Source organism: Helicobacter burdigaliensis, from assembly GCF_003670295.1.
GTDB classification, from domain to species: Bacteria; Campylobacterota; Campylobacteria; order Campylobacterales; family Helicobacteraceae; genus Helicobacter_D; species Helicobacter_D burdigaliensis.
Map to the genome: position 1 here is coordinate 1 of NZ_QXJG01000006.1, position 25,621 is coordinate 25,621.

The window sequence follows — 25,621 nt, forward strand, 5'->3', positions numbered from 1 at the left end:
CCCCCCCCCCCCCCCCCCCCCCCCCCCCCCCCCCCCCCCCCCCCCCCCCCCCCCCCCCCCCCCCCCCCCCCCCCCCATTTTAGTGCCATTTGGAACCCTAGAAATATTTTAAAAGATTCTGTGTTTTATGAGATTGAAGAAGAGATTAAGCATATTGTTCCAGAGCTTACTCGTGTGAGTAGTGGGAGCCAAAATGCAAAGGCTTGGGAGCAGATTTTAATCTCCACAGCGGATTTTAAAGACTGCTTTTTTATGGAATGCGATTATGAAGAGATAATGAGTAAAGAGCGCTATCTTGGGGCTTGGCATTCTGTAAATGACATTCAAGCACAAGCTGGGGAAGAGCGTTGGGGAAAGATTTTAGCGATGATTGAAAATAAAATTTCTCATTTAGAGCTAATTAAAATCCCTTATAAAATTAGGGCTTGGAGTGCTAAGGTAGTCTAAAACAAACTCCCTTGTATTCTAGGCTTAGGATACAAGGAAGAAAAATGGAAAAAATCGTTGAACAAGTATGGGATTACACAAAACATGCAAAATATTATAGTTATAGACCCAATTATGCACCCAAAACTATTGATATGTTAGTAGAGCTTACAAAATCTTGTGGCAAAAAGGTAGCAGATATTGGTGCAGGCACTGGGAATTTAAGTATTATGCTTTTAGAGCGAGGTTGTGAGGTGGTTTCAGTAGAGCCAAATGATGCGATGCGAGAGATAGGGATTGAACGCACTAAAGGGCAAAAAATAGAGTGGGTTAGAGCCACCGGGATAGATTCTACACTTTTAGGTGGTGCATTTAATTGGGTTACCTTTGGAAGTAGCTTTAATGTGATGGATAGAGCAGAAGCGCTAAAAGAATCTTATAGGCTTTTGCAAAAAGATTGCTATTTTTCTTGTATGTGGAATCATAGGGATTTAAAAGATCCTATTCAAGAAGAGGCAGAAGGGATTATTTTAGAATTTGTGCCAAATTACACAAGAGGCGTAAGACGCGAGGAGCAAAGAAGTATTATTGAAGCACATAAGGAAATGTTTGATAATATTATTTATATTGAAGAAGATTTTTATTTTCATCAAAGCATAGAAAACTACATCAATGCTTGGAGGAGTGTAAAAAATCCTTATTGGGATTTAGAAACTAAAGAGGGGCAAGAGTTGTTTTTGAAAATTGCAAATAAAATGCAAGAGAAATTGCCAAAAGAATTTGATATTAAATATACTACAAGGTGCTGGAGTGCTAAAAAAGTCTAAAACTATCTATCTTTACCCAAGTGGTGAAGATAGTCAAGCTATTTTTGTGATTTTAAGCGAGTTAAAAAAATACAAGATCTTTGAAATAAATTTAGAATTTATTGACGATGCTTTAAAGGAAACCTCGCTTATAAACACTCAGGATAAAATTAAAGAAAATGGAGAACTTTGGATTATCCATCAAGATAAAAGCATTTATGATAAGCTCTGCCTTAATGCAAAAAAATTAAATATTAACTTTTTTAATGGAATACAAAAGTGTGAAAATCTAATGCAAGAATGTTTTAGGGGGTTAAAGAGAGAAGAAATTTATAGCAACAAACAAAATGAAAGCTTTTATATTCTAAGCTATGTGGCATATTTTGTTTTGCATTTTTTTATTTCTTTAGATAAAGGAAGTGTGTTTTTAAAAGAATTTTTAGAGTTTGCAAAAAACATTAGTGATTTTTTTAAAAATTCACTTAAAATCCCACAAAATGCAATAGGGATTCAAAGAACAAGTTTTGGGGCAAATAAGCACTTAGGCGATATTGGGGAAAATTTAGAAAAAATGGGAGCAAAAGTAGTCTATGTCTATGGGGAAGAGGCGTTGTATTTAAAAGAGCGTGAGATTTATAAAGTTAGATGTGTTTTCTTTCCTATACAAAGCAGCTATTTTGGGTGCTTTTTGAATATTTTTAAGTTTTATGTAACCTGTTTTATGCCACACACTACGCCAAATAGTGAAACAAAATATATCTATGTTCCTCATGCTTTTATTGATCCTATCGCCTCTTTAGCCCAAAGAAGTCGCCCCCTAGATAGCTTTTATTTTAAGCGAAAAATGGGGATTAATGGATATAGGATAATCTCAAGCCTTTCAAATTATAAAATCTATAAAGAAGGCTTTAAGGGAAGTGGATATGAAGAAGAGCTTGTATGTGGGGGCTATCCAAGCCTAGAATTAAGCATTAAAGAATATCAAAATTATCTAATTTCACAAAAAGTTAGCGGGGGGGGGGTGATATTTTGATGGCTATTAACAAAATAGAAAATTTAGTCATTATTGAAAGATTTTTAGAAGAATTTAAAAAGAAGTTTGCCCCTAAGCATAAAGTATATTTTCGCCCCTATCCGGGAAATATCGCTAAAAATGAAAGTTTAAAAATTGTAGATAATTATAAAGAACAGTCATGGTTTATCTATGATAATTCGCCAAAGTTAAGTGCGGAGATTATGCATAAAAGTTGCGTGCTAATAGGCGATCATTCAAGCTTAGTTTATACTTTTCCGCTAACTTGTTTAAAACCTGTGATTTTGTTGTTTTCTAACAAGGAAATTTTAAAAAATGAGTTTGTTGGGGTTAGGTTTTATAATCCTATTTTACATAAAATTGCTACAAATGCTAAAGAATGCTTGGAAGCTTTTTGTGAGGTTTTAAAAGAAGATAATAAAAAGCGTCAAGAAGAAATTAAAAAATACAGAGTTAAAGAAGTTTTTAATCTAGGAAATTCTAGTGAATTTATTGCCAAATTTATCATAAAAAAGCACAAGGATTTAAAATGCAGGAATTAAAATTCATCTCTAAAGCCCAAAATCTAAAAGCATTGCAAAAAGTGCTAAAAAGTGCCAAAATTTTGCCCTTAGTAATTACAAATAAAGAGGAATTTAGCACAAATCCTAATGGAGTTATTAAAAAGATTTTAGAGCTGAAAGCCAAAAAGTTTGTAGTGCGTAGCTCTTCTTTTAGTGAGGATTCTAAGACTTGTTCTAATGCAGGAGCTTTTTTAAGCCTTTTAAATGTGGAAGCAAAGGAAGAAAGCATAAAAGAGGCGATTTTAAAAGTAGCCCATTCTATGCCAAATCCTAAAGATGAGATTTTAATCCAGCCTATGTTAGAAAATATTGCAATGTGTGGGGTTGCTTTTAGTGTGGATAAGGATAATTTTGCCCCTTATTATTGTATTGAATTTGATAGAAGTGGCACAAGCCATGCTATTACAGATGGGAGCGCAAAGGAGAAATTTAGCTTTTTTTCTCATAGGGAAGTAGAGCTAGAAGAGGGGGATTTGGCAGAGATTATAAGGCTAGTTAAAGAGCTAGAGGGGCTTTTTAAATATTGCTTTATTGATGTGGAATTTGCAAAAAATAAAAAGGGGGAGCTTTATTGTCTGCAAGTGCGTCCGCTTATTAAGTCTAGTTTAGATCTTTTTAACGCACTTCCTAAAGAAGCACTAAAAAGATTGCAAAAAAGATTTGTAAGTTTGCAAAGAAGGCTTAAAGATTTGCATGGAGAAAAGGCTATTTTTGGGGTTATGCCAGATTGGAATCCAGCAGAAATTATAGGGCTAAAACCAAAAAGATTGGCTCTAAGCCTTTATAAAGAGATTGTTACAGATAGCATTTGGGCGTATCAAAGGGATAATTATGGCTATTTAAACTTGCGTTCCCATCCGCTTATGCACTCATTTTTAGGAATCCCTTATATTGATGTGCGACTTTCTTTTAATTCTTTTATTCCAAAAAATCTAGAGAGTAAAATTGCTTCAAAGCTTGTAGATTATTATCTTAAATGCCTAAATAAAGATTCTAGTTTGCATGATAAAATAGAATTTAGCATTGTTTTTTCAAGTTATGATTTTAATATGCAAAATAAGCTAAAAAGACTAAAAGAAGAGGGCTTTAATGAAAATGAATTAAAACGTTTGGAATTTTCGCTTTTAGAGCTTACAAATGGGATTATCCACCCCAAAAAAGGGCTTTATTTAAAGGATTTAAAGAAGATTAAAAAGCTTCCAAAAATTTATAAAAAAATTATAAAAAGTGATTTATCTTTGCTAGATAAAATCTATTGGCTTATAGAAGACTGCAAACGCTATGGGACGCTTCCTTTTGCTGGGATTGCAAGGGCGGGATTTATCGCTATGCAAATGCTAAATTCTCTTGTAGAGATTGGATTTTTTACCCAAAAAGAAAGGGAGGATTTTTTAAATTCATTGCATACAATTAGCAAACGCCTAAGCCTTGCAAGTGCAAAGTTAAGCTTAGAAACTAAAGAGCAATTTTTAAAAGAGTTTGGGCATTTGCGGGCGGGGACTTATGATATTTTATCTCCGCGTTATGATGAGGCATTTAGTAAGTATTTTGATTTAAAAGAAAGGGTGGAGTTTAAAGAGATTGCTCCTTATGTGTTAGATAAAACAAAGCAAAAAGAACTTGATTACCTCTTAAAAGAGCATGGAATCAAAGTAAATGCACTAGAGTTTATAGAATTTTTAAGGGTTGCTATTGAAGGAAGGGAAGAGGCCAAGTTTGAATTTAGCAGACTTTTATCTAAGGCAATTTCCCTAATTGCAGAGCTTGGGGAGTATTATGGGATAGACAAAGAGCAAATGGCGCATTTAGACATTAAAAGCATTCTTTCTTTGTATTCTTCACTTTATTCTAAAAGTCCAAAAGAGAGATTTTTAAGTGAGATTGCACAAAATATAGAGGAATACAAACTAACTCAAGCTTTAAAATTGCCCGCACTTTTAAGAAGTGAAAAAGAGATTTTTAGCTTTTTTGGGATTAAAAATTCGCCAAATTTCATCACAAGACTTGATGTAGTCGCAAAAACTGCTAGAGAAAATGAAGCGGATTTGAAAGATAAAATTGTCTTAATCTATGCAGCAGATCCTGGGTATGATTATTTATTTACTAAAGGGATTTTGGGGTTTATTACTTGCTATGGTGGGGCAAATTCTCATATGGCAATTAGAGCTTCAGAGCTTGGAATGCCTGCTTGTATTGGAGTGGGTGAAGAGCAGTTTGCAGAGCTTTTAGGAGTTGAGCGTTTGAGATTAGATTGTGGGAGCGGACAGATAATATGTCTTTAAAATTTATAGGGATTACGCAAAGATTATTGCAAAATGAGAGCTATTATGAATTAAGAGAAGCTTTAGCACTTGAATGGGGGGAGTTTTTTTCTAAAAATTTAAAGGGATTTTTAATGCTTCCTTTAAGCTATGAAATAGATTTTGAAGATTATAAAGATTTTTTAAGCGGAGTGATTTTAAGCGGGGGAAATGATTTAAATTCTCTTAATCCAAACCCGCTTTCACAAAAACGCGACTTGTATGAAGCAAAAATTATAGAAGCTTGCAAAAAGATTAATATGCCTTTGCTTGGGATTTGTCGTGGAGCGCAAATACTTGGAGGGCATTTTGGTGCTAAGCTAGAAAAAGGGGAGGGGCATGTGGGAGAGCATTTTGTAAAAACCACACAAAATAAAATTTATAAAGTAAATTCTTTTCATAATTATTGTATTATGGCACTAAAAGAAGAGCTTGTAGCACACAGCTATGCAGAGGATAAGAGTGTGGAATCTTTTTATCATAAAGCTTTACCCTTTTTTGGGATTATGTGGCATATAGAAAGGGAGGGTGGAATGGAAAATCAAGAGATTTTTACAAAATGGCTACAAGCGGTTAAAAATTTCAAAGGAGAATAGATGAATGCACTTATTTTAGCTGCTGGTTTTGGTTCGCGTTTAATGCCACTTACTAAAGATAATCCAAAATGTATGGTGGAGTTTAGAGGTAAGAGAATTATTGATTATGAAATAGAAGCATTAAAACAAGCAGGGATTGCAAATATAGCTGTTGTTGGAGGGTATTTATTTGATGTTTTAAAAGAATATGTAAAAAATAAATATAATATTAATAAAATTTATGAAAATAAAGAATATGATAAAACTAATATGGTTAGCACCCTTTTTAGTGCAAGGGAATTTATGCAAGAGTGCATAAAAAATAAGCAAGATTTACTTATAAGCTATGCAGATATTGTCTATTTTAAAGAAAGTGTTTTAAAGTTACAAGAAGCTAATTCTCCTTTGGCGATTATTGTGGATAAAGAGTGGAAAAATTTGTGGCAGAAAAGATTCCAAAACCCCTTAGAAGATGCAGAAACACTTAAGATTAAAAATGGAAAAATCATAGAGCTTGGTAAAAAACCTAAAAATTATGAGGAGTGTGAAGCACAATATATAGGGCTTTTTAAGATCTCTTATGTATTTTTGGAGGAGGTTATAGAATTTTATGACAAGCTAGATAAAAATGCTTTATATGATGGGAAAGATTTTGCAAATATGTATATGACAAGCTTTTTACAAAGTTTAATAGATACTTATAAAAATGCAGAGGCAGTTTGTATCTATGGAAAATGGTGCGAGATTGATTTTAAGAGTGATTTAGAAATTTCATACGATTTTTAGTATAATAGCCTAAATTAAAACAATTAGGATTAAAGTTTGAAAGATTTGATTATTGTAGAATCTCCTACAAAAGCTAGGACGATTAAGAGTTTTTTGGGCGATAAATATGAAGTGATTGCTTCAAAAGGGCATATTAGAGATTTACCAAAGCACACTTTTGGGATTAAAGTGGAAAATGAAAGCTTTATCCCTGAATATAAAATAGACGATTCACATAAAGATGTCGTAAATGAGCTAAAAAAACTAGCAAAAAATGCTAAAGTTGTCTATATTGCAACCGATGAGGATCGAGAGGGGGAGGCGATTGGCTATCATATTGCACTAGCTATTGGGAAAGAGCCTTTATCTTTGCCACGCATAGTTTTTCATGAAATTACTAAAAAAGCCATTACAGATTCTTTAAAAAATCCACGCTCTTTAGATATGGATAAGGTAAATGCACAACAAGCAAGAAGGCTTTTAGATAGGATTGTAGGTTATCGTTTAAGTCCTTTGATTTCTTCTAAGATTCAAAGGGGATTAAGTGCTGGGCGTGTGCAAAGTAGTGCTTTAAAGATTGTTGTGGATAGAGAAAAGGAGATACTAGCATTTAAGAGTGTAACTTATTTTAGTATCCCAAGTATTTTCAAAAAGGGCTTAGAGGCAGAACTTATAGAATTTCAAGGTAAAAAAATAGAAAAACTTAGCTTTTTGCAAAAAGAAGAGGCACAAAATGCGCTAGATGTGCTAAAAAAAGAAAACTTTAGCATTAAAGAGATTGAAAATAAAAAGCGTAAAACTTCCACTCCACCTCCTTTTATGACTTCTACCTTGCAACAGAGTGCAAACTCTATTTTAGGTTTCTCGCCCTCACGCACGATGCAAGCAGCCCAAAAGCTTTATGAGGGTGTGATGACACATAAGGGTTCTATGGGTGTGATTACTTATATGAGAACAGATAGCCTAAATATCGCAAAAGAAGCTCAAAGTGCTGCAAGAGAGCAGATAAAGAAAGTTTATGGAGAGAAATATTTGCCTACAAAACCTAAAACATACACCACAAAAAGTAAAGGCGCACAAGAAGCACATGAGGCTATCCGCCCCACGCTTATGGACTATACTCCACAAATTGCAGCGGAGTTTTTAAAAGGAGATGAATTAAAGCTTTATAGTTTGATTTATAATCGTTTTTTGGCTTCGCAGATGAATGATGCGGAGTTTGAATTGCAAAATATTTTTGTAAGCTCTCCTAATTCTCTTTTTAAAATTGCAGGTAGAAAGCTAGTTTTTGATGGCTTTTATAGAGTCTTGGGCAATGAAGATAAGGATAAATTACTTCCTCCTATGAAGGTGGGAGAGGCTATGCAGTTAGAAAAGATTAGCCTTGAAGAACATCAAACAGAGCCACCCTCACGCTATTCAGAAGCAAGTATGATTAAAACATTAGAAGCTTTAGGCATAGGGCGTCCTAGCACTTATGCACCTACTATTTCACTCCTTAATGCAAGAGAATATATTGAAATTGAAAAAAAACAAATTAAGCCAAAAGAAATTGCTTTTAAAGTAGTGGAGCTTTTAGAAAAATATTTTAATGAAATTGTAGATTCAAAATTTACTGCAAATTTGGAAGAAAAGCTTGATGAGGTGGCGCTCTCAAAGCAAGATTGGCAGAAACTTTTATGGGATTTTTATGAGCCATTTTCACAAAAGATTAAAGAGGGAAAAAACAGTATTGAAAGCCAAAAACTAGCAGTACCCACAGGGGAAAATTGCCCATTGTGTGGTAAAGAGCTTATAAAGCGCAGTGGAAGATTTGGCGAATTTGTGGGTTGTAGCGGTTATCCAAAATGCAAATACATTCAAAAAGAAGAAAAGATTGAAGAAATACAAGAAGATAATGGAGTATGCGAGAAATGTGGCAAACCTATGGTAAAAAAGCGTAGTAGAAATGGAGAATTTCTAGCATGTAGTGGCTATCCAGAATGCAAAAATACTAAATCTTTAAATCCAGCACAAAAGAGTAGCAAAGAGCCTCTAAAAGATGTTAAATGTCCAAAATGTGGGGGGGATATTATGGAGCGAATGAGTAGAAGAGGGAAGTTTTATGGTTGTGCAAACTATCCAAAATGTGATTTTATTGCAGCCCATGAACCTACAAATATCCGTTGTGCTAAATGCAATGGTTTAATGGCAAGAAGGGTTTATCGCAAAAAAGATGTGCTAGAATGTATCTCTTGTAAAGATAGAATCGAAGATACAACAAAATAAAATTTAAGGAAAAATTATGACAGAAGAAATTTTAGATATTTTAGATAATAATCCTAGTTTTTTAGCTACAAAAGGAACTTGTGGGAATCCTAGAGTGCGTCCTATACAATCTGCACTTTTTAAAGAGGGAAAGCTTTATTATTGCACTTCAAAAAAGAAAAACCTCTACAAACATATGCAAAATTTTAGTGGTATTGAAATAAGTGCATTTAATGGTAAAGATACTTGGGTTAGAATTAGAGGTGAGGCAAAATTTAGCGAGGATTTAGAGATTAAAAAGGCTATGTTTTTAAAATATCCCATTGTGAAAGAAATCTATAAAGATGTAGAAAATGAAGAGTTTGGGATTTTTTATGTGGAAAATCCAAGTATTAAGATTCAAGATTTTAGCGGACGCGATGAAGTGTTGAGGGCATAGAATGAAAGATATTTTTTTATGCAGTATTTGTAATGTTTCAAGTGGAGCGTGCTTAGAAGATTGTGCTTATTGCACACAAAGTGCTAAATACAACGCAAAAATACAAAGATATAGATTAAAGCCCTTAGAGCAAGTTTTAGAAGAGGCAAAAAGGGCTAGAGAGAATGGAGCTTTAGGGTTTTGCTTAGTTACTAGTGGTAGGGAGCTTGATGATAAACGCGTAGAGTTTATTTCACAGGCTGCAAGAGAGATACTAAAAGAGGGTTTGCATTTGCATTTAATTGGTTGTAGTGGAATTGCCACTAAAGAAGCACTAAAAGAGCTAAAAGATTCAGGGATTGCAAGCTATAACCATAATTTAGAAACCTCTAAAAACTTTTTTCCACAAATTTGTAGCACACATAGCTTTGAAGAACGCTATAAAACTTGTGAAAATGCACTAGAAGTGGGGCTTGGTTTGTGTAGCGGTGGGATTTTTGGTATGGGGGAATCTTGGCAAGATAGACTAGATTTATTAAGTGCTTTGCAGACTTTAGCACCTCATAGTGTGCCTATTAACTTTTTTATTCCTAATGTTGCCCTGCCACTTACAAAAGAGGTTTTAAGCAAAGAAGAGGCTTTAGAATGCGTAAAATTAGCTAGAGAATATTTGCCTAATGCACGATTGATGATAGCAGGAGGACGCGAGAGGGTTTTTGGCAACGAGCAAGAAGAGCTTTTTGCTTGTGGAATTAATGCAGTGGTTTTAGGGGATTATCTAACGACTAAAGGAAATACGCCTAAAGAAGAAGTGGAACGCATTAAAAGTTATGGTTATGGTATAGCTACAAGCTGTGAATAAAAAAGATGAAAGAAATCTTTATTCAGACAATTATAAAGGCAAGATTGCTAGGTAGGTATTTATATGTATTTTTAAAAGGAGATTTGCTTTATTTTGCGGCAAGTCTTAGCTTTTATACTATTTTTGCGCTTTTGCCTATGCTTTTGATTATTTTTTCTTTAATGGCTGTAATGCCAGAGTTTAAAGAATATATACAAAGTTTTAAAAGTTTAGTGGTGGAGAATTTTTTACCCACGCATTCGGATGTTTTTTTGTCTTATTTAGATGGATTTGTAGCAAATTCTAATAAGCTTGGTGGAATGGGGCTTTTATATGCTTTTATAACTTCCATTCTTTTTTTTAGAAATTATCAATACATTGCAGGAAAAATTTTTCATGCAAAAGCTAGAGGATTTTGGGATTCATTAGCGGTTTATTGGACTTGTATGACGCTTTTTCCTGTGGGAATTTTGTTTTCAATTTATTTAAGTGCAAAGGCTTATGCGTATTTGCAAACTCTAGGTTATAGCACTTATTTTGTGTGGCTTTTACGCCTTAGCCCTTATTTTATTGCTTGGATTGTGTTTTTTATGCTTTTTAAAATCTCTGCGAACACAAAAATCAGCACAAAAAATACACTTTTTAGCTCGCTTTTTACGGCACTGCTTTGGTCGTTTTGTAAGTGGGGCTTTGTGTATTATGTTTTTTATAACAAAGCTTATTTAACGCTTTATGGCTCTTTTAGCATTTTAATCTTTTTGTTTATTTGGATTTATCTTTCATGGGCGATTTTGCTTTTTGGAATGAGCTTAAGCAGAGGAATTGATGAGCTTTTTATTAAGGAGTTAGAAGAGGAATAAATGGGATTTGTGCATAAAATAAAAATAGTATTTTTTTATGTCTTTGTATTTTGTATAGGGGCATTTGCTAAAGAAGTTGTTATCTATCATACAAATGATATGCATGGGCATTTAATAGGCAAAGGTGGATCTATAGGTGTAGATAAAATAGCTACTTTAAAGAAAAATACACAAAATTCTATTTTGGTGGATATAGGAGATGCCACACAAGGAATGCCTCTAGCTTCTTTGACAAAAGGTAGAGATGTTATAGAGCTTATGAACTTGGCAAATTATGATGCAATGGTTTTGGGAAATCACGAATTTGATTTTGGGATAGAAAGTTTATTGTTTAATATCTCTAGAGCAAAATTTGCAGTTTTAGCAGCAAATGTATGGTATCAAGGAGGTTTATTAACACAAAATGCTTTAAGCGGAGGTGAAAATATCATTATCCATCGTGGAGGGTTAAAAATAGGTTTTTTTGGGCTTACTACAACGCAAACTCTTATTAGCACGCACCCTAAAGCCATCAAAGAAGTAAAAATTGAAAAGGAAATAAAAACTGCAAAAGAGCAGATTAAGAAGCTTAAAGAAAAGGGTGCAGATGTGATTGTGGCAATGACGCATATGGGAAATGCAGATGCTCCTTGCACAAGTGAAGCATTAGCTAAGGCATTAGGGAAAGAGAATCTTGATATTATCCTTGATGGGCATAGTCATGCAATAGAGAATAAAAGGGTAGAAGGGGTCTTAATAGCGCAGAGCGGTTCTAATTTGCAAGCTTTAGGGCAGGTTACTTTAAAGATTGTAGATTCAAAGTTGCAAGCAGAAGCTAAAATCCTCACTTCCAAAGACTTAGAAAAAATAAAGTCCGATGCAGTTGTCTTGAAAAAAATTAATCAAATCCAACAAGAATCTCAAAAGCTTTTGGAGAAAAAATTAGGAGTAATCCCTGTAACTTTGTGGGGAGGTATGGTAAATGGGTGGGCAATTGCTAGGGTTGTAGAAACTAATTTTGGGGATTTTTGTGCAGATGCTTTTATGGATTTAGCAAGAGCATTTTTGCAAGAAAATAAAGGTGCGGAAAATATTCCTCTTATTGCAGTGCAAAATGGTGGAGGCATACGTGAAACAATTAACTATGGAGAAGTTAGTAAAGGCGATTTGGTTGCAGCTTTCCCTTTTTCTAATACACTGATTTTAAAAGAGATTAATCCTAAAATTTTGTATGCAATGATGGAGCATTCGGGGAGTTTGTTAGCTTTAGATGAGAAGGGTGTTTTTAAAAAAGAAGCTCCATTTGGTGGATTTTTGCAAATTGGTGGTTTTAGAGTGATTTATGATATGCAAGGAGCTAAGGGAAAGAAAGTATTGGCTATCTATTTAAAGGATAAGCTTTTAAATCCTAAAGATACAAAAAGCAAGATTATGCTTGTAGGTAATAGCTATATTATGGAGGGTGGGAATGGCTATAAGATGTTAGAAAAATTACCAAAATATGGAGAGATAGGGGGAGAGCTTGAAGCAATTGAGAATTATTTGCAAAAAATTTTAAAAAAGGATGCTTTTTATTTTTATGAAAAACCTCAAAATCGTATCACATTGAAATCAAAATATGATAAAGAGCAAGATTATCTTATAAAGATTGCAATTATCACAAAAAAAGGCAAAAGGCTTGCAAACCAAGAAGTATCCTATGTTTTAGAGGGCAATCAAAGTATTGCAAGAACAAATCAAAAGGGTATTTTGGAATTAAGAGTGAGTAAAGGCACTCATTCTTTAAGAATAGGACAACAAGAGATTTATATTAATCCTTATATGGGGGATAAATATTCCCTTATACAAATGTAAGTTGAGTTTTATTAGGGAGAATAAATGAATTTTTATGAGTTTTTAAAGAAAAATTTTGCACTTGTTTTATTAGTGTATTTATGCAATATGATACTTGTTTGTGCATGGTATTATTTGGGCTATTTTGGCGATGATGTGATGGGAGGGAGATTTTATTCTAAGCTTTTTAGGGCATTTTTTATTGCATTGCTTTTAGAATTACTTTGCTTTCATTTGCTTTATTTTTTATTTAAAGAGAGGGCAAAATATTTTTTGGTTTTCTTAGCCATTTTTGCTATTTTAGATTTAGTGGTGGAGGGATTTTTACTCTATTCTTATAAAACCCTTTTTAATCCACTCATAGCAGATGCACTTTTGCAGACAAATCTAATAGAAACTTATGAATTTTTAGTAACCTTTATTAGTTTAGATGTGATAGTTTTGGTTTGTGCTTTAGTGCTTTTAGTTCTTTTTGTTTTTAGAGTTTTTAAAGCTATACGCTTTGCCCCCCCCCCCACAATATTTTAAGAAAATCTTCTATATACTTTATTTTTTAATCACTTTAGTTTTTGTTTTAGATATTTTAAATAAACATTATAGAAAAGGCGAGATAGAGGCATTTGCAAAATTTAGGGATTTTTCCATCACAAGAATCTTGCATAGTTTTATACAGCTTCACACAAAAAATAATCTTTTTACTGACACTAAAGAATATGAGAAAAATTATGAAAAAATCTATTTAGAATACAAAGGGAGTGTGAAGAGTGCAAAAAAGATTCCCCATATTGTGCTAGTGATTGGTGAGAGTGCACAAAGGGCACATTTAAGCCTTTATGGAAATGCACTTGATACCACACCTTTAGCTAGAAAGCTAGAAAAAGAGGGAAATTTGATTAAATTTAGTGATACTATTGCTCCTTATGCGCAAACAAGATTTGTGCTTGATTTTCTATTAAATTTTGCAAGTGCAGGGGATAAAGATTTTACCAAGCGTTTAAATATGATAGATTTGTTTAAGCTGGGTGGCTATAAAAGTGCTTATTTTTCTAATCAAGAATTAGCTTCTATTAACACACGCCTTATCACTGCTATTGCAAATAGAGCAGATGTTACAAGGTTTTTTAGATCCTTTTGCAAACCATGATTTATTGCTTAATAAATCTTATGATGGAGGGTTGCTAGAATTTATACAGGAGCAATCCAAAATAGATTATAGCTTTAGTATCGTGCATTTAATGGGAAGTCATTTTAGCTATAAAAATCGCTATCCAAAGGAGTTTGAACGCTTTGGGGTAGAAGATATAAAAATGCCCTTTAGCACCACACAAAAAGAAAGGGAGATTATTAAAGATTATGAAAATTCTATTTTTTATACTGATGATTTACTTTATAAGATTTTTGAAATTTATAAAGATAAAGAGGCGATTATTATTTATTTAAGCGATCATGGGGAGAGTTTGTATGAGCATAAGGGGTTTTTAGGGCATTTTGCTACTTCACGCTTTGTTGCAGAAATACCCTTTTATATGATGGTTACAGATAAGTTTAAGCAAAACAATAAAGAGCTTATAAAAAAGATTATAAAAGCTAAAGATAAGCCTTTTATGAGTGATGATTTAATCCATACTTTAAGTAATATTGCCAATATTAAAATTAAAGATTATCAAGAAAGTAAGGATATTTTGAGTGAAAATTTTGACAAAAAGCGTAAAAGATTGTTTAAACAAGAAAAAGACTATGAAGAGTTAAAAGAAGAATTGCCTAGTAAATGAGCTTTCCAGTTTTGCAAAGAGTTTTTTGTGTTTTGATATATTTTTAAGTTTTGAAAACTTTAAGAAGTTTAATGGCAAAGGCAACATTTATTATAAAAATATGCTAAAATAATAGTATTTTTTATTTTTACAAAGGAGTATCTTTTGGAGATAGAGTCGTTACTTTTATCTATTTTTGCCTTATTTCTTGTGTTGTTAAATGGGTTTTTTGTTCTTTCAGAATTTGCTATTGTTAAGATTCGTCGCTCAAGATTAGAAGAGCTTGTAAAGCGTGAAGTTTCAGGAGCAAAGTTAGCCTTAAAAATTACAGGAAAATTAGATTCTTATTTATCTGCTACACAGCTTGGAATTACTCTATCATCTTTGGGGCTTGGTTGGATTGGTGAGCCTGCTATTGCTAAGCTTTTAGAAGCACCCTTTAAGTATTTTATTGGGGATAATCCCATTCTTTTGCATTCTGTAAGTTTTGTAATTGCTTTTAGTTTTATTACACTTTTGCATGTGGTTATGGGAGAGATTGTGCCAAAGTCCATTGCGATTGCAAAGGCAGAAAAAAGCGTGCTTTTAATAGCGCGTCCTTTGCATCTTTTTTGGGTTGTCTTTTTTCCCCTCATTAAAATTTTTGATTTTTTAGCAATTTTTATTTTGCATAGAATGAATATTAAGCCTGCAAGCGAAGGAGAAGAGAGTGCGCATTCAGAAGAAGAGCTAAAAATCATCGTAGGGGAGAGTTTAAAAGGGGGATATTTAGATACGATTGAAAATGAGATTATCCAAAATGCAGTAAGCTTTTCAGATACGATGGCAAAAGAGATTATGACGCCTAGGAAGGATATGATTTGTCTTTATGATGATAATACTTATGAAGAAAATATGAAAATAGTTACTAGCACAAAACATACGCGCTATCCTTATTGCAAAGATGGCAAGGATAATGTCGTAGGAATGGTGCATTTAAGGGATTTGTTAGAAACAATGCTTTCAGAGAATCCTTCGCGTGAGCTTGAAAAATTAGCAAGAGAGATGATTATTGTGCCAGAGAGTGCTTCTATTTCTAATATTCTTTCACAGATGAATAGGCGTCAAATCCATACAGCACTTGTTTTAGATGAATATGGAGGGACAGCAGGGCTTCTTACTATGGAAGATATTTTAGAAGAAGTTATGGGGGATATTAGAGATGAACATGATAAAAAAAGTGAGGAATACCACAAAATAGATGAAGATGTATATTCTTTTGATGGTATGCTAGATTTAGAACGCGTAGCAGATGTGCTTGGAATCACTTTTGAAGATACAGAGCAAGTAACTATTGGTGGATATGTCTTTAATCTCTTAGAGCGGCTTCCAGTAGTGGGCGATGTAATCAGTGATGAATATTGTGAATATGAGGTTTTAGCGACACAAGGAGCTAGGATTGTCCGTATTAAGGCGAGCAAAAAGCCTTTTAAACTCAATGAAGATGAAGATAAAGATTAATTTTAAGGAGAAAACTTGGATTTTGTAGCAATTTTAATGGGAAGTAAGAGTGATTATGAGGTGATGAGTGAATGCATTAATGTTTTAAAAAAGTTTGATGTGCCTTATGAAGTGATTATTAGTTCAGCACATAGAAGTCCGCAAAGAACTAAGGATTATGTGAAAAATGCTGAAGAAAAAGGTGCAAAAGTATTTATCGCAGCTGCAGGAATGGCAGCGCATTTAGCAGGTGCAGTAGCTTCTATGACGACAAAGCCGGTAATTGGTGTGCCTCTAAAAGGGGGTGCATTAGATGGAATAGATGCGTTACTTTCAACTGTGCAAATGCCTTCAGGTATGCCAGTGGCTACTGTGGCTTTAGGAAAGACAGGAGCGATTAATAGTGCGTATTTGGCTATGCAAATTTTGGCATTAAGCGATGCAGAGCTTGGTGGAAAACTTAAAGAAGATCGCGTAATGAAAGCTAAAAATGTAGAACTTGATTCAAGTGATATTGAAGTGATTTTGGGTTAGGGTATGGAAACTTGGGTAAGTTTAGAAGAATTTGCAAAACTTGCTAATTTGGATAAAGAAAAGGTTTTGGCAATGGTTGCAAGTGGAGAGCTAAAAAGCAAACAAGAAGAAGGTGTGTTTTTTATCGATGCGGGAAGTGGTACACAAGCTTTGGTTCAGAGTGGCACAAATGCAGTGATGGTGCAAAACACAAGTGGAGGTGTAGATAGTGAGTTTGTGGAAAAAACAATCGGGACAATTTTAAGTTTGCATGAAAAAGTAGTTTCTTCCAAAGAGGAAACGATTTTAAGTGTTAAAAATGAAAATCAATTTTTAAAAGATGCGCTCTTTAATACACAAGAAGTTTATGAAGATGATAAAAAAACCATAGCAATTTTACGCGAACAACTGCGTACTGCACAAGAAGAGATTGACTTTTTAAAAAGAAAATATCGTCTAATGTGGGGTAAGGTTGTAGATGTGAATTCTAAGCAAGGATTACAAGATTAATCTTACATACGAATGCTTAGAATGTCTTAAAAAGCAAGCTTTATCTACCTTTAAAATTACTAAAAATATAGAAATTTCTATATCTAAAATAGAAGAAGAAATTTTTGGTTTTTTACAAGAAATAAAAAGGGAAGAGAAATTATCTAAAGAATTTCAAGAAAATCTAATCCTTACGCAAGAAGATAAGCAAAGTTTGCAGAAGCTTTTGGAAGAATTTTATAAGGCTAAAAAAATAAAGGGAGATTTTGAGATTCCTCCTACTCTTTTAGCACCTTTAGTGTATCAAAATATAGCTAAGATTATGGGGGATAGTAGCCCTTATAAACAAATCAAGCTTCAAAGCATACAAAAAGCAAGAGAGATTAAAAATCAAATGCTTTTAAAAATGCCAAAAAGCTTTGAAAAAGAATTTTTAACTTTAGAAGAAGAGTTAGATTTGCTTGGGTTTGGATTATCTCTAGCAGTGCTTGGAAATGTGATAGATCATGGAGCGCAAACGCATTTTGATTTAGAAAGTGAAGCAAAAGGCATTTTAGAGCTAAAGTTTAAAAAAAGTCAAGAATTACTAGAACGCTTAAAAGTTTCTAAAACTCTTATGTATTTAGCAGATAATGCAGGAGAAAATGAGTTTGATGAGATTTTAATCCAAATTTTTAAAAAAATAAATCCTCATTTAGAGATTTTTTATCTAGTGAGGGGGAGTGAGATTATTAATGATGTTACTTTAGAGGATTTAAAAGTAAGTAATTCTAACTTATTTCATCTAGTAAATGTTCTTAATAGCGGAGTAGAAAGTCCAGGATTTATTTATTCTTTGGCAAATGAAGAATCTAAAAAGCTTTTTAGGGAATGTGATTTGATTTTGTCAAAAGGAATGGGGAATTTTGAATCTTTAGAAGCTTTTGGGCAAAAAGATTCTAAGATTTTCTTTCTTTTTAAGGTAAAATGCAATGTTGTAGCAAGACATATTAATAAGAATTTAGGTGAATTTGCTTTGATAAATTATAAAAGGAGTTAAATGTTATTAACTAATCCGGTTTTGGTATCTATTATTGTTATGGTGGTGCTATGTCTAGCCCGATTAAATATTTTGCTAGCGATTTTAATTTCTGCTATGGTTGCAGGGGTTATGCATGGTTTTGGTTTTACACAGAGTATTGAGATACTTATCCAAGGAATGGCAGGGAATTTAAGCATTGCAATTAGTTATATTCTTTTAGGTGCGATAGCAGCGGCAATTTCAAGGAGTAATTTAACGAGTTTTTTTGTTTATTATGTAGCAGAGTTTATTAAAGATAAAAGATTTATGCTCTGTTTAACAATTGCATTTTTTGCTTGTTTTTCACAAAATCTTATTCCAGTGCATATTGCATTTATTCCTATTTTAATTCCGCCTCTTTTGCCTTTAATGAATAAGTTAAAAATTGATAGAAGAGCAGTTGCTTGTGCGCTTACTTTTGGTGTAAAGGCTCCTTATGTTACCTTTAGTGTGGGATTTGGACTTATTTTTCATAATATCATTGTAGAAGAGTTGAATAAAAATAAGATTCCTGTAACTTTAGAAGATGTATCAAGTGTGATGTGGATAGGTGGGGCTAGTATGCTTTTGGGTTTGCTTTTAGCGATTTTTGTTTTTTATAGAAAGCCACGCGAATATCAAAATACTTTTTATGAAGAAAATGTAGCTCCTATTTTTGAAAAGCCTAAAATGCAAATGAGAGATTATGCGATTTTGCTAGGTGCGGTTGTGTGCTTTAGCGTGCAAATACCTACCCAAAATATTCCCCTTAGTGGTTTAGCGGGTTTAGTGGTTATGATAGCACTGGGTGGGATTAAATGGAGTGATGTAGATGAAGTGATGGAGGGCGGATTAAAGCTTATGGCTTTCATTGCCTTTATTATGCTTGCAGCAAAAGGTTATGCAGGGATTTTGGATCAAACAGGTGCAGTAAAAGAGCTTGTGAGTGCGGTGGCTTCTTTATCAGGTGGTAAGATTGGAGGGGCAATTATTATGCTTGTTGTGGGATTGCTTATCACTATGGGGATTGGAAGTTCATTTGGGACAATTCCAGTTATTGCAGTGATTTATTGCCCACTAGCTTTAGAGCTTGGATTTAGCAAAGAGGCTATTATTTTACTTGTTGGGATTGCAGGAGCATTAGGGGATGCAGGAAGTCCCGCATCAGATAGCACACTAGGACCTACTTCAGGCTTAAATACAGATTCACAACATAATCATATTTGGGATACTTGTGTGCCGACATTTTTGATGTATAATATACCCCTTATGGTTTTTGGTGTGATAGGAGCACTTGTTTTATAAAGGAGAGTTTAAATGGATTATGCAAAAATAGCCAAAGAGGTTTTTGATATTGAATCAAAAGCGGTTTTGGAATTAACAGATTTATTAGATGAGAATTTTAATAAAGTGATTGATTGTGTATTAAATTTAAAGGGGCGTTTTGTAATTACAGGTATGGGAAAGTCAGGACATATTGGTGCTAAAATCGCTGCTACACTTGCAAGCACAGGGACTCCTAGTTTCTTTATGCATCCAGGTGAAGCACTACATGGGGATTTAGGAATGCTAAGAAGTGAAGATGCGCTTTTGGCAATTTCAAATTCAGGCGAAAGTGAAGAGATTTTACGCCTCATTCCTGCCATTAAACGCCGTAAAATTACTTTAATTTCTATGAGTGGAAATCCAAATTCCACTTTGGCAAAAAAAGGGGATTATTTTTTAAATGTTGCAGTCAAACAAGAAGCTTGTCCTTTGCAACTTGCACCCACTTCTTCTACAACAGCTACTTTAGCTATGGGAGATGCTATTGCAGTGGCTTTAATGAAAGCAAGGAGATTTAAACCAGAAGATTTTGCACTTTTTCACCCTGGAGGCAGTTTAGGACGCAAACTTCTTACAAAGGTAGAAGATATTATGGTGAGTGAAAATCTACCTTTGGTTAGTTTAGATACTCCTTTTAAACAAGTAATTAGCGAGATGACAAGCAAAAAGCTTGGAGTGTGTTTGGTGGTGGAAAATGAAAAACTTTTAGGGATTATTACAGATGGGGATTTAAGACGTGCACTTATGGGGGAGGATTATAAAATAAGCGCTAAAGATATGATGAGTAAAAATCCAAAGACTATACAAAAAGATGTGATGGCAACAGATGCAGAGCAATATATGATGGAAAATAAAATCAAAGAATTGGTGGTTATGCAAGGGGAAAAAATAGCAGGTATCTTGCAGATTTATGAGATTGGCAAGATCTAAAAGATAGGGGCTTTTATGCGTGTAATTTTAAGAGTTTTTGGTATTTTTTGTTTGCTTTGTAGTGTTGTGTTTGGGGATACTTATAGTGCAAGTGCATTTGCAATCAATGGAGAAGTAAAATATAAGGATTTAAAGGCATTTGATTATGTAAATGTGAATGCTAAAAAGGGCGGACATATCAAAAAAGCAGCCATTGGAACTTATGATAGTTTTTATAATTTTTTGCTTAAAGGTACTCCAGCAGAGGGTTTAGAACTCCTTTATGATACTTTAATGGTGCGATCTTTAGATGAGCCTAGTAGTCAATATGGACTGATAGCCAAACAGATTCAAAGAGCGAGTGATAATAGCTTTGTGATTTTTCATCTTGATCCAAAGGCACGCTTTAATGATGGTAAAGAAGTGAGTGCTTTTGATGTGGAATTTAGCTTTAATCTCATTGCTAGAGGAGATAATCCTATCACAAGTAGATATTATAAAGATATTAAAGAAGTGATTGTGGTGGATAAATATACTATTAGATTTAATTTTTCTAATAGCCAAAATAGGGAATTAGCTTTAATTTTAGGGGATTTGCCTATATTGCCAAAACATTATTATGAAAACAAAGATTTAAATAAAAACTCTTTGCTTATGCCACTTGGTAGTGGTCCTTACACCCTAGAAAGCTATGAAGCAGGACGCACACTTACTTACAAAAGAGTAGAAAATTATTGGGCTAAAGATCATCCAACAAGAATCGGATATTTTAATTTTGATAGGATTAGTATTGATTATTATAAAGATGATGCGGTGGCATTAGAGGCTTTTAAAGCAGGAAGATATGATTATCGCTTAGAAATGAGTGCAAAAAATTGGGCAAAGGGTTATGAGGGGAATGCACTAAAAAGTGGTGCGATTAAAAAGCAAGAAAGCGTGCATATGTTGCCTAGTGGTATGCAGGGTTTTGTGTTTAATTTAAGAAAACCTATTTTTGCAGATATTAGAGTAAGAGAAGCTTTGAGCTTAGCATTTGATTTTGAATGGAGCAATAAGAATCTTTTTTTTAATCAATACACAAGGACTAAAAGCTATTTTGATAATTCCGAGTTTGCAAGTGTTGGGATACCCTTAGGAGAGGAATTAAAAGTTTTGCAAGATTATAAAGATAAATTACCACAAGAGCTTTTTGGTGAATCTTTTACTTTGCCTAGCGCCAAAGGAGATGGAAATAATAGAGAAAATCTTAAAAAAGCTCAAGAGCTTTTAAAGCAAAGTGGTTTTGTTTTTAAAAATGGCAAACTTTATAAGGATAACAAACCTTTTGTATTTGAATTGCTTTTAGTGAGTCCTGCAATGGAGAGGGTGGCTGTGCCTTATGCTAAAAACTTGCAAAGGCTTGGAGTGGAGATGAAAATAAGAGTGGTGGATTTAAGCCAGTATTTAACGCGTTTAAATAATTTTGAATACGATATGATAGTCGCGGTATTTCCACAAAGTCTTTCACCCGGAAATGAGCAAAGTTTCTTTTGGGGTTCAAAGAGTGCAGATGAAAAAGGAAGTAGAAATTACGCAGGGATTAAAAATGAAGTAGTTGATTCTCTTATAGAAAAGATTATCAAAGCAAAAAGTTATCAAGAGCTTGTTACTTATACAAGGGCACTTGATAGGGTTCTTTTATGGGGGTATTATGTGATTCCACATTTTCACAACAAAGCTTTTAGAATGGCATATTGGGACTTTTTAGAGCATCCTGCTATTATGCCTATTTATGATATTGGATTTGATACTTGGTGGTTTAATGAAAGTAAGTATCAAGAACTTATTAAAAAATATCCCTCTCTTAGAAAAAATTAATGGGAAGCTATTTATTAAAACGCCTAATCCTCATTATCCCCACATTGCTTGGGATTATGACGCTTAATTTTTTCATTATTCAGTTAGCACCCGGTGGTCCTATAGAGCAAATGATGGCAAAAATAGAGCATAGCAATTTATCTAGTGAAGTGGCACAAGGAGGTTTTAGGTTTAAAAATGAGGGTATTAATGAGGAGTTAATAGAGAAAATTAAGCAAATGTATGGCTTTGATAAGCCACTTTTAGAGCGATATGTTTTAATGCTTAAAAATTATTTACTTTTTGATTTTGGGGAGAGTTTTTATAAAAATCAATCCGTAATTAGCCTAATAGTAGAAAAATTGCCCGTATCCATAACTTTGGGGCTTTGGAGCACACTTTTAATTTATTTTATTTCTATTCCTTTAGGGATTAAAAAAGCAATCAATAATGGAAGTCCTTTTGATGTAGCAACAAGCACGATGATAGTAATTGGCAATGCAATTCCTACATTTTTATTTGCTTTGGTGCTTATTATTTTGTTTGCAGGGGGGAGTTATTTTAATTTTTTTCCTTTGCGAGGTATTGTGAGTGATAATTTTGAAAGCTTAGGGCTTTTGGAGAAGATTAAGGATTATTTATGGCATATTACATTGCCAGTTATTTCTCTTAGCATTGGAGGATTTGCAACTTTAACCTTGCTTGTTAAAAATTCTTTTTTAGAAGAGGGTTCTAAACAATATGTAAAACTAGCACTCTCTAAAGGCTTAAGTCAAAGACAAGTTTTGTATCGCCATATTTTTAGAAATGCAATGCTTTTAATTTTAGCTTCTATCCCCTCAGCACTTTTGGGGGTTTTGCTCACAGGATCGCTTTTAGTAGAAATCATCTTTTCTTTAGATGGACTTGGGCTTTTAGGATATGAGGCGATTATTAGCAGAGATTATCCAGTGATTTTTGGAAGCTTGTATATTTTTACACTTTTGGGGCTTGTTGTAAATGTGATTAGTGATTTAGTCTATCATTTAGTAGATCCTAGAATCAGGTTTAGTGGGGTGGAGCAATGAAAATAGCAAGTAGAAAATTTAAAGTTTTTAAGGCAAATAAAAGGGCTTATATTTCATTAATAATTTTTATTTTTCTTCTATTGGTTTGTATTTTTGCACCCTTTATTGCAAACAATAAGCCTTTGTATGTGTTTTATAAGGGTGAGAGTTATTTTCCTATTTTTAAAGTTTATCCAGAAGTAACTTTTGGAGGAGATTTTTTAAGCGAGACAAACTACAAAGATTCCTATATTGTAGAGAAAATTAAAGAAAATGGCTTTATGCTTATGCCACTTATTCCTTATAGTTATGAGAGTGTAAATTATTCTCTTTCTTCCCCTCCGCCTAGTCCTCCAAGTTTGGATAATTTTCTAGGCACAGATGATTTAGGAAGAGATGTTTTGGCAAGATTGATTTATGGCTTGCAAACCTCTATTGTTTTTGCATTGATTTTGGGGGTAATTAGCTCAATTTTGGGTTTTATTATAGGTGCGATTTGCGGATATTATGGAGGTAGGGTGGATTTAGGCTTGCAAAGATTGATAGAGATTTGGAGTGGAATGCCTATTTTATTTGTTTTGATTATACTTTCTAGCCTTTTAGAGCCTACTTTTTGGACGATTTTATTTGTAGTTTTGCTTTTTTCTTGGATTGCTTTAGTCCCTTTTGTGCGGGCAGAGTTTTTAAAGATTAGAAATTTAGATTATGTGAAGGCTGCTAGAATTATGGGTGCAAGTAATTTTAGGATTATTTTTGTGCATATTTTGCCTAATGCACTGATTTCTACCCTCACATTTTTTCCTTTTATTTTATGTGGGAGTATCACTACTTTAGCATCTTTAGATTTTTTGGGCTTAGGATTACCGCCCCCTAGTGCGAGTTTAGGGGAGTTGCTCTCACAAGGCAGAAACAATCTTAATGCGCCTTGGCTTACACTAAGCGGATTTTTTGCATTAAGTATTCTTTTAAGCCTTTTGGTGTTTATTGGAGAGGGGTTAAGAGATGCTTTTAAGGGGGGAAAATGAGTGAGATTCTAAGCTTTTGTAATTTTTCTTTGAATTTAGGCGATTTTGCTTTGAAAAATATTAATTTTGCTTTAAAAAAAGGAGAAATTTTAGGGATAGTAGGGCAATCAGGAAGTGGAAAATCGCTTCTTTCTTATGCGCTTTTGGGTTTTATAAAAGATTATAAAGAAAAAAAAGGAGAGATATTTTTAAAAGGAGAAAAGCTGGAGATTGATAATGAAAAGAAAATGCAGTTTTTACGCGGAAGAAAAATAGCCTATATCTTTCAAGAGCCTTTAAGTGCGTTAAATCCACTTCAAAAGATTAGAAAACAAATACAAGAGAGCATTAATATAGATAAAAAACTTTTTCTTAATGCATTCAATGAACGCACTTTGGAGCTAATAAAATTGGTAAAGCTAGAAGAAAAGGAGCTAGATAAATATCCTTATGAATTAAGTGGAGGGCAAAGGCAAAGGGTATGTATTGCCATAGCCTTAGCTAAAAATCCTGAAATTTTAATCGCAGATGAGCCAACCACGGCTCTAGATGCAACCACACAAGAAGAGATTATTAAGCTTTTAAAACAAATGCAACAAAAACTTAATCTAAGCATTATTTTTATCAGCCATAATCTTGGTGTTATCTCTCAAATTTCTCAAAATATTCTAGTTTTAAAAGATGGAGAAATCATAGAAAAAGGAGATTGCAAAGAAGTTTTTAAAAATCCTAAACACCCCTTTTCACAAGAGCTTTTGGCAACTTTAAATATTGAATTTAAAGAAAAGAGTGATTATCAAGAAGAGATATTAAAAGCCAAGGAATTTTGTGTTAGCTATGTGCTTAAAAGGAATTTTTTAGGCAGGATTCAAAAAGAATTTGTAGCTTTAAAGCCTCTTAGCTTTACTTTAAAAAAAGGAGAATCTTTAGGGATTATTGGAGAATCAGGAAGTGGGAAAAGTTCTTTGGCTAATGCACTTGTTAGGCTTATAGAAGCAAAAGGGGAGTTAGAGATTTTAGGAGAAAATTTTTTAAAGCTTAAAGGCAAGACATTGCAAAAAATGCGTCTAAATCTTCAGATGATTTTACAAGATCCAAATTCCTCGCTAAACCCTAAAAAAACAATTTATGAGATTATTATAGAGGGTTTAAAAATACATAATATTAAAGAAAATTATCTTAAAGTTGCTAAAAAAGCACTTTTAGAAGTGGGATTAGATGAGGGGTATTTATACCGCTATCCTAGCGAATTAAGTGGGGGACAAAGGCAAAGGATAAGTATTGCAAGAGTGCTTGTTTTAAAGCCAAAAATTTTAATCTTAGATGAGCCAACAAGCGCGCTTGATAAATTTACTCAAGCACAAATTTTAAAATTATTGCTAAAATTAGCAAAAATACATAAATTAAGCTATATTTGTATTAGCCATGATTTGAATGTTATCGCTCAAATGTGTGAAAAAGTGATTGTGTTAAAAAGAGGGGAAGTTGTAGCAAAGGGGGAAACCAAAGAAATATTTACAAAGCAAAAGGATGCCTATATTCAAAATTTGCTGGAAGCTTTTAGGTTTGATAGGGGGCTTTAA

Annotated in this window: 24 protein-coding genes and 1 pseudogene; all 25 read left to right on the forward strand. The window is 33.5% G+C overall.

Going from position 1 to position 25,621, the window contains the following annotated elements; translation table 11 throughout:
• A pseudogene (locus tag EBF09_RS03595) lies at window positions 1–447 on the forward strand (hypothetical protein); the annotation flags it as partial.
• Between the two features lie 44 nt (window positions 448–491).
• Window positions 492–1,253, forward strand: a complete 762-nt coding sequence (locus EBF09_RS03600) for a class I SAM-dependent methyltransferase (RefSeq protein WP_121763773.1) — start codon at window positions 492–494, stop codon at window positions 1,251–1,253.
• Complete coding sequence (locus tag EBF09_RS03605; RefSeq protein WP_121763774.1) at window positions 1,237–2,265, forward strand: hypothetical protein; 1,029 nt, start codon at window positions 1,237–1,239, stop codon at window positions 2,263–2,265. Before EBF09_RS03600 ends, EBF09_RS03605 begins: the two co-directional genes overlap by 17 nt.
• The gene (locus EBF09_RS03610) at window positions 2,265–2,807 is read left to right on the forward strand and encodes a CDP-glycerol glycerophosphotransferase family protein (protein WP_121763775.1); all 543 of its coding nucleotides are present in this window, start codon (window positions 2,265–2,267) and stop codon (window positions 2,805–2,807) included. Before EBF09_RS03605 ends, EBF09_RS03610 begins: the two co-directional genes overlap by 1 nt.
• Window positions 2,795–5,110 (forward strand): PEP-utilizing enzyme, encoded by a 2,316-nt coding sequence (locus tag EBF09_RS03615; RefSeq protein ID WP_121763776.1) that lies wholly within the window; start codon window positions 2,795–2,797, stop codon window positions 5,108–5,110. Before EBF09_RS03610 ends, EBF09_RS03615 begins: the two co-directional genes overlap by 13 nt.
• Complete coding sequence (locus EBF09_RS03620) at window positions 5,101–5,724, forward strand: gamma-glutamyl-CDP-amidate hydrolase (RefSeq protein WP_121763777.1); 624 nt, start codon at window positions 5,101–5,103, stop codon at window positions 5,722–5,724. Before EBF09_RS03615 ends, EBF09_RS03620 begins: the two co-directional genes overlap by 10 nt.
• Window positions 5,725–6,489 carry a phosphocholine cytidylyltransferase family protein gene (locus EBF09_RS03625; RefSeq protein WP_121763778.1) on the forward strand — a complete coding sequence of 255 codons (765 nt, stop codon included), beginning with the start codon at window positions 5,725–5,727 and terminating at the stop codon, window positions 6,487–6,489.
• Between the two features lie 36 nt (window positions 6,490–6,525).
• On the forward strand, window positions 6,526–8,736 hold the full coding sequence (topA, locus tag EBF09_RS03630) for a type I DNA topoisomerase (protein WP_121763779.1): 2,211 nt from the start codon (window positions 6,526–6,528) through the stop codon (window positions 8,734–8,736).
• Window positions 8,737–8,752: 16 nt separating this feature from the next.
• A complete protein-coding gene (locus tag EBF09_RS03635; protein ID WP_121763780.1) occupies window positions 8,753–9,154 on the forward strand; it encodes a pyridoxamine 5'-phosphate oxidase family protein in 402 nt (133 codons plus the stop codon).
• A gap of 1 nt (window position 9,155) precedes the next feature.
• Window positions 9,156–9,995 (forward strand): biotin synthase, encoded by an 840-nt coding sequence (locus EBF09_RS03640; RefSeq protein ID WP_121763781.1) that lies wholly within the window; start codon window positions 9,156–9,158, stop codon window positions 9,993–9,995.
• Window positions 9,996–10,000: 5 nt separating this feature from the next.
• Window positions 10,001–10,834 (forward strand): YihY family inner membrane protein, encoded by an 834-nt coding sequence (locus EBF09_RS03645; RefSeq protein ID WP_121763782.1) that lies wholly within the window; start codon window positions 10,001–10,003, stop codon window positions 10,832–10,834.
• Window positions 10,835–12,667, forward strand: coding sequence for a bifunctional metallophosphatase/5'-nucleotidase (locus EBF09_RS03650; protein ID WP_121763783.1), 1,833 nt, complete (start codon window positions 10,835–10,837; stop codon window positions 12,665–12,667). It abuts the gene before it with no gap.
• A gap of 24 nt (window positions 12,668–12,691) precedes the next feature.
• Window positions 12,692–13,174 (forward strand): hypothetical protein, encoded by a 483-nt coding sequence (locus EBF09_RS03655; protein ID WP_121763784.1) that lies wholly within the window; start codon window positions 12,692–12,694, stop codon window positions 13,172–13,174.
• Window positions 13,119–13,790: a sulfatase-like hydrolase/transferase gene (locus EBF09_RS03660; protein ID WP_121763785.1), complete on the forward strand. Its 672-nt coding sequence runs from the start codon at window positions 13,119–13,121 to the stop codon at window positions 13,788–13,790. Before EBF09_RS03655 ends, EBF09_RS03660 begins: the two co-directional genes overlap by 56 nt.
• On the forward strand, window positions 13,753–14,418 hold the full coding sequence (locus tag EBF09_RS03665; RefSeq protein WP_121763786.1) for a sulfatase-like hydrolase/transferase: 666 nt from the start codon (window positions 13,753–13,755) through the stop codon (window positions 14,416–14,418). Before EBF09_RS03660 ends, EBF09_RS03665 begins: the two co-directional genes overlap by 38 nt.
• Before the next feature lie 144 nt (window positions 14,419–14,562).
• Window positions 14,563–15,897 (forward strand): hemolysin family protein, encoded by a 1,335-nt coding sequence (locus EBF09_RS03670; protein ID WP_198672528.1) that lies wholly within the window; start codon window positions 14,563–14,565, stop codon window positions 15,895–15,897.
• 15 nt (window positions 15,898–15,912) lie between these two features.
• A complete protein-coding gene (gene purE / locus EBF09_RS03675; protein WP_111229869.1) occupies window positions 15,913–16,410 on the forward strand; it encodes a 5-(carboxyamino)imidazole ribonucleotide mutase in 498 nt (165 codons plus the stop codon).
• Between the two features lie 3 nt (window positions 16,411–16,413).
• A complete protein-coding gene (locus EBF09_RS03680) occupies window positions 16,414–16,899 on the forward strand; it encodes a DUF3972 domain-containing protein (protein WP_121763787.1) in 486 nt (161 codons plus the stop codon).
• Window positions 16,895–17,917, forward strand: coding sequence for a damage-control phosphatase ARMT1 family protein (locus EBF09_RS03685; RefSeq protein WP_121763788.1), 1,023 nt, complete (start codon window positions 16,895–16,897; stop codon window positions 17,915–17,917). Before EBF09_RS03680 ends, EBF09_RS03685 begins: the two co-directional genes overlap by 5 nt.
• Entirely contained in the window at window positions 17,918–19,222 is a 1,305-nt protein-coding gene (locus EBF09_RS03690) for a Na+/H+ antiporter family protein (RefSeq protein WP_121763789.1), read from the forward strand. It begins immediately after the preceding gene.
• A gap of 12 nt (window positions 19,223–19,234) precedes the next feature.
• A complete protein-coding gene (locus EBF09_RS03695; RefSeq protein ID WP_121763790.1) occupies window positions 19,235–20,173 on the forward strand; it encodes a KpsF/GutQ family sugar-phosphate isomerase in 939 nt (312 codons plus the stop codon).
• A gap of 15 nt (window positions 20,174–20,188) precedes the next feature.
• On the forward strand, window positions 20,189–22,009 hold the full coding sequence (locus EBF09_RS03700; RefSeq protein WP_121763791.1) for an extracellular solute-binding protein: 1,821 nt from the start codon (window positions 20,189–20,191) through the stop codon (window positions 22,007–22,009).
• Complete coding sequence (locus EBF09_RS03705) at window positions 22,009–23,055, forward strand: microcin C ABC transporter permease YejB (protein ID WP_121763792.1); 1,047 nt, start codon at window positions 22,009–22,011, stop codon at window positions 23,053–23,055. Before EBF09_RS03700 ends, EBF09_RS03705 begins: the two co-directional genes overlap by 1 nt.
• Window positions 23,052–24,059, forward strand: coding sequence for an ABC transporter permease (locus tag EBF09_RS03710; protein ID WP_121763793.1), 1,008 nt, complete (start codon window positions 23,052–23,054; stop codon window positions 24,057–24,059). The genes EBF09_RS03705 and EBF09_RS03710 overlap by 4 nt, the downstream gene beginning before the upstream one ends.
• Window positions 24,056–25,621, forward strand: a complete 1,566-nt coding sequence (locus EBF09_RS03715; protein WP_121763794.1) for a dipeptide ABC transporter ATP-binding protein — start codon at window positions 24,056–24,058, stop codon at window positions 25,619–25,621. The genes EBF09_RS03710 and EBF09_RS03715 overlap by 4 nt, the downstream gene beginning before the upstream one ends.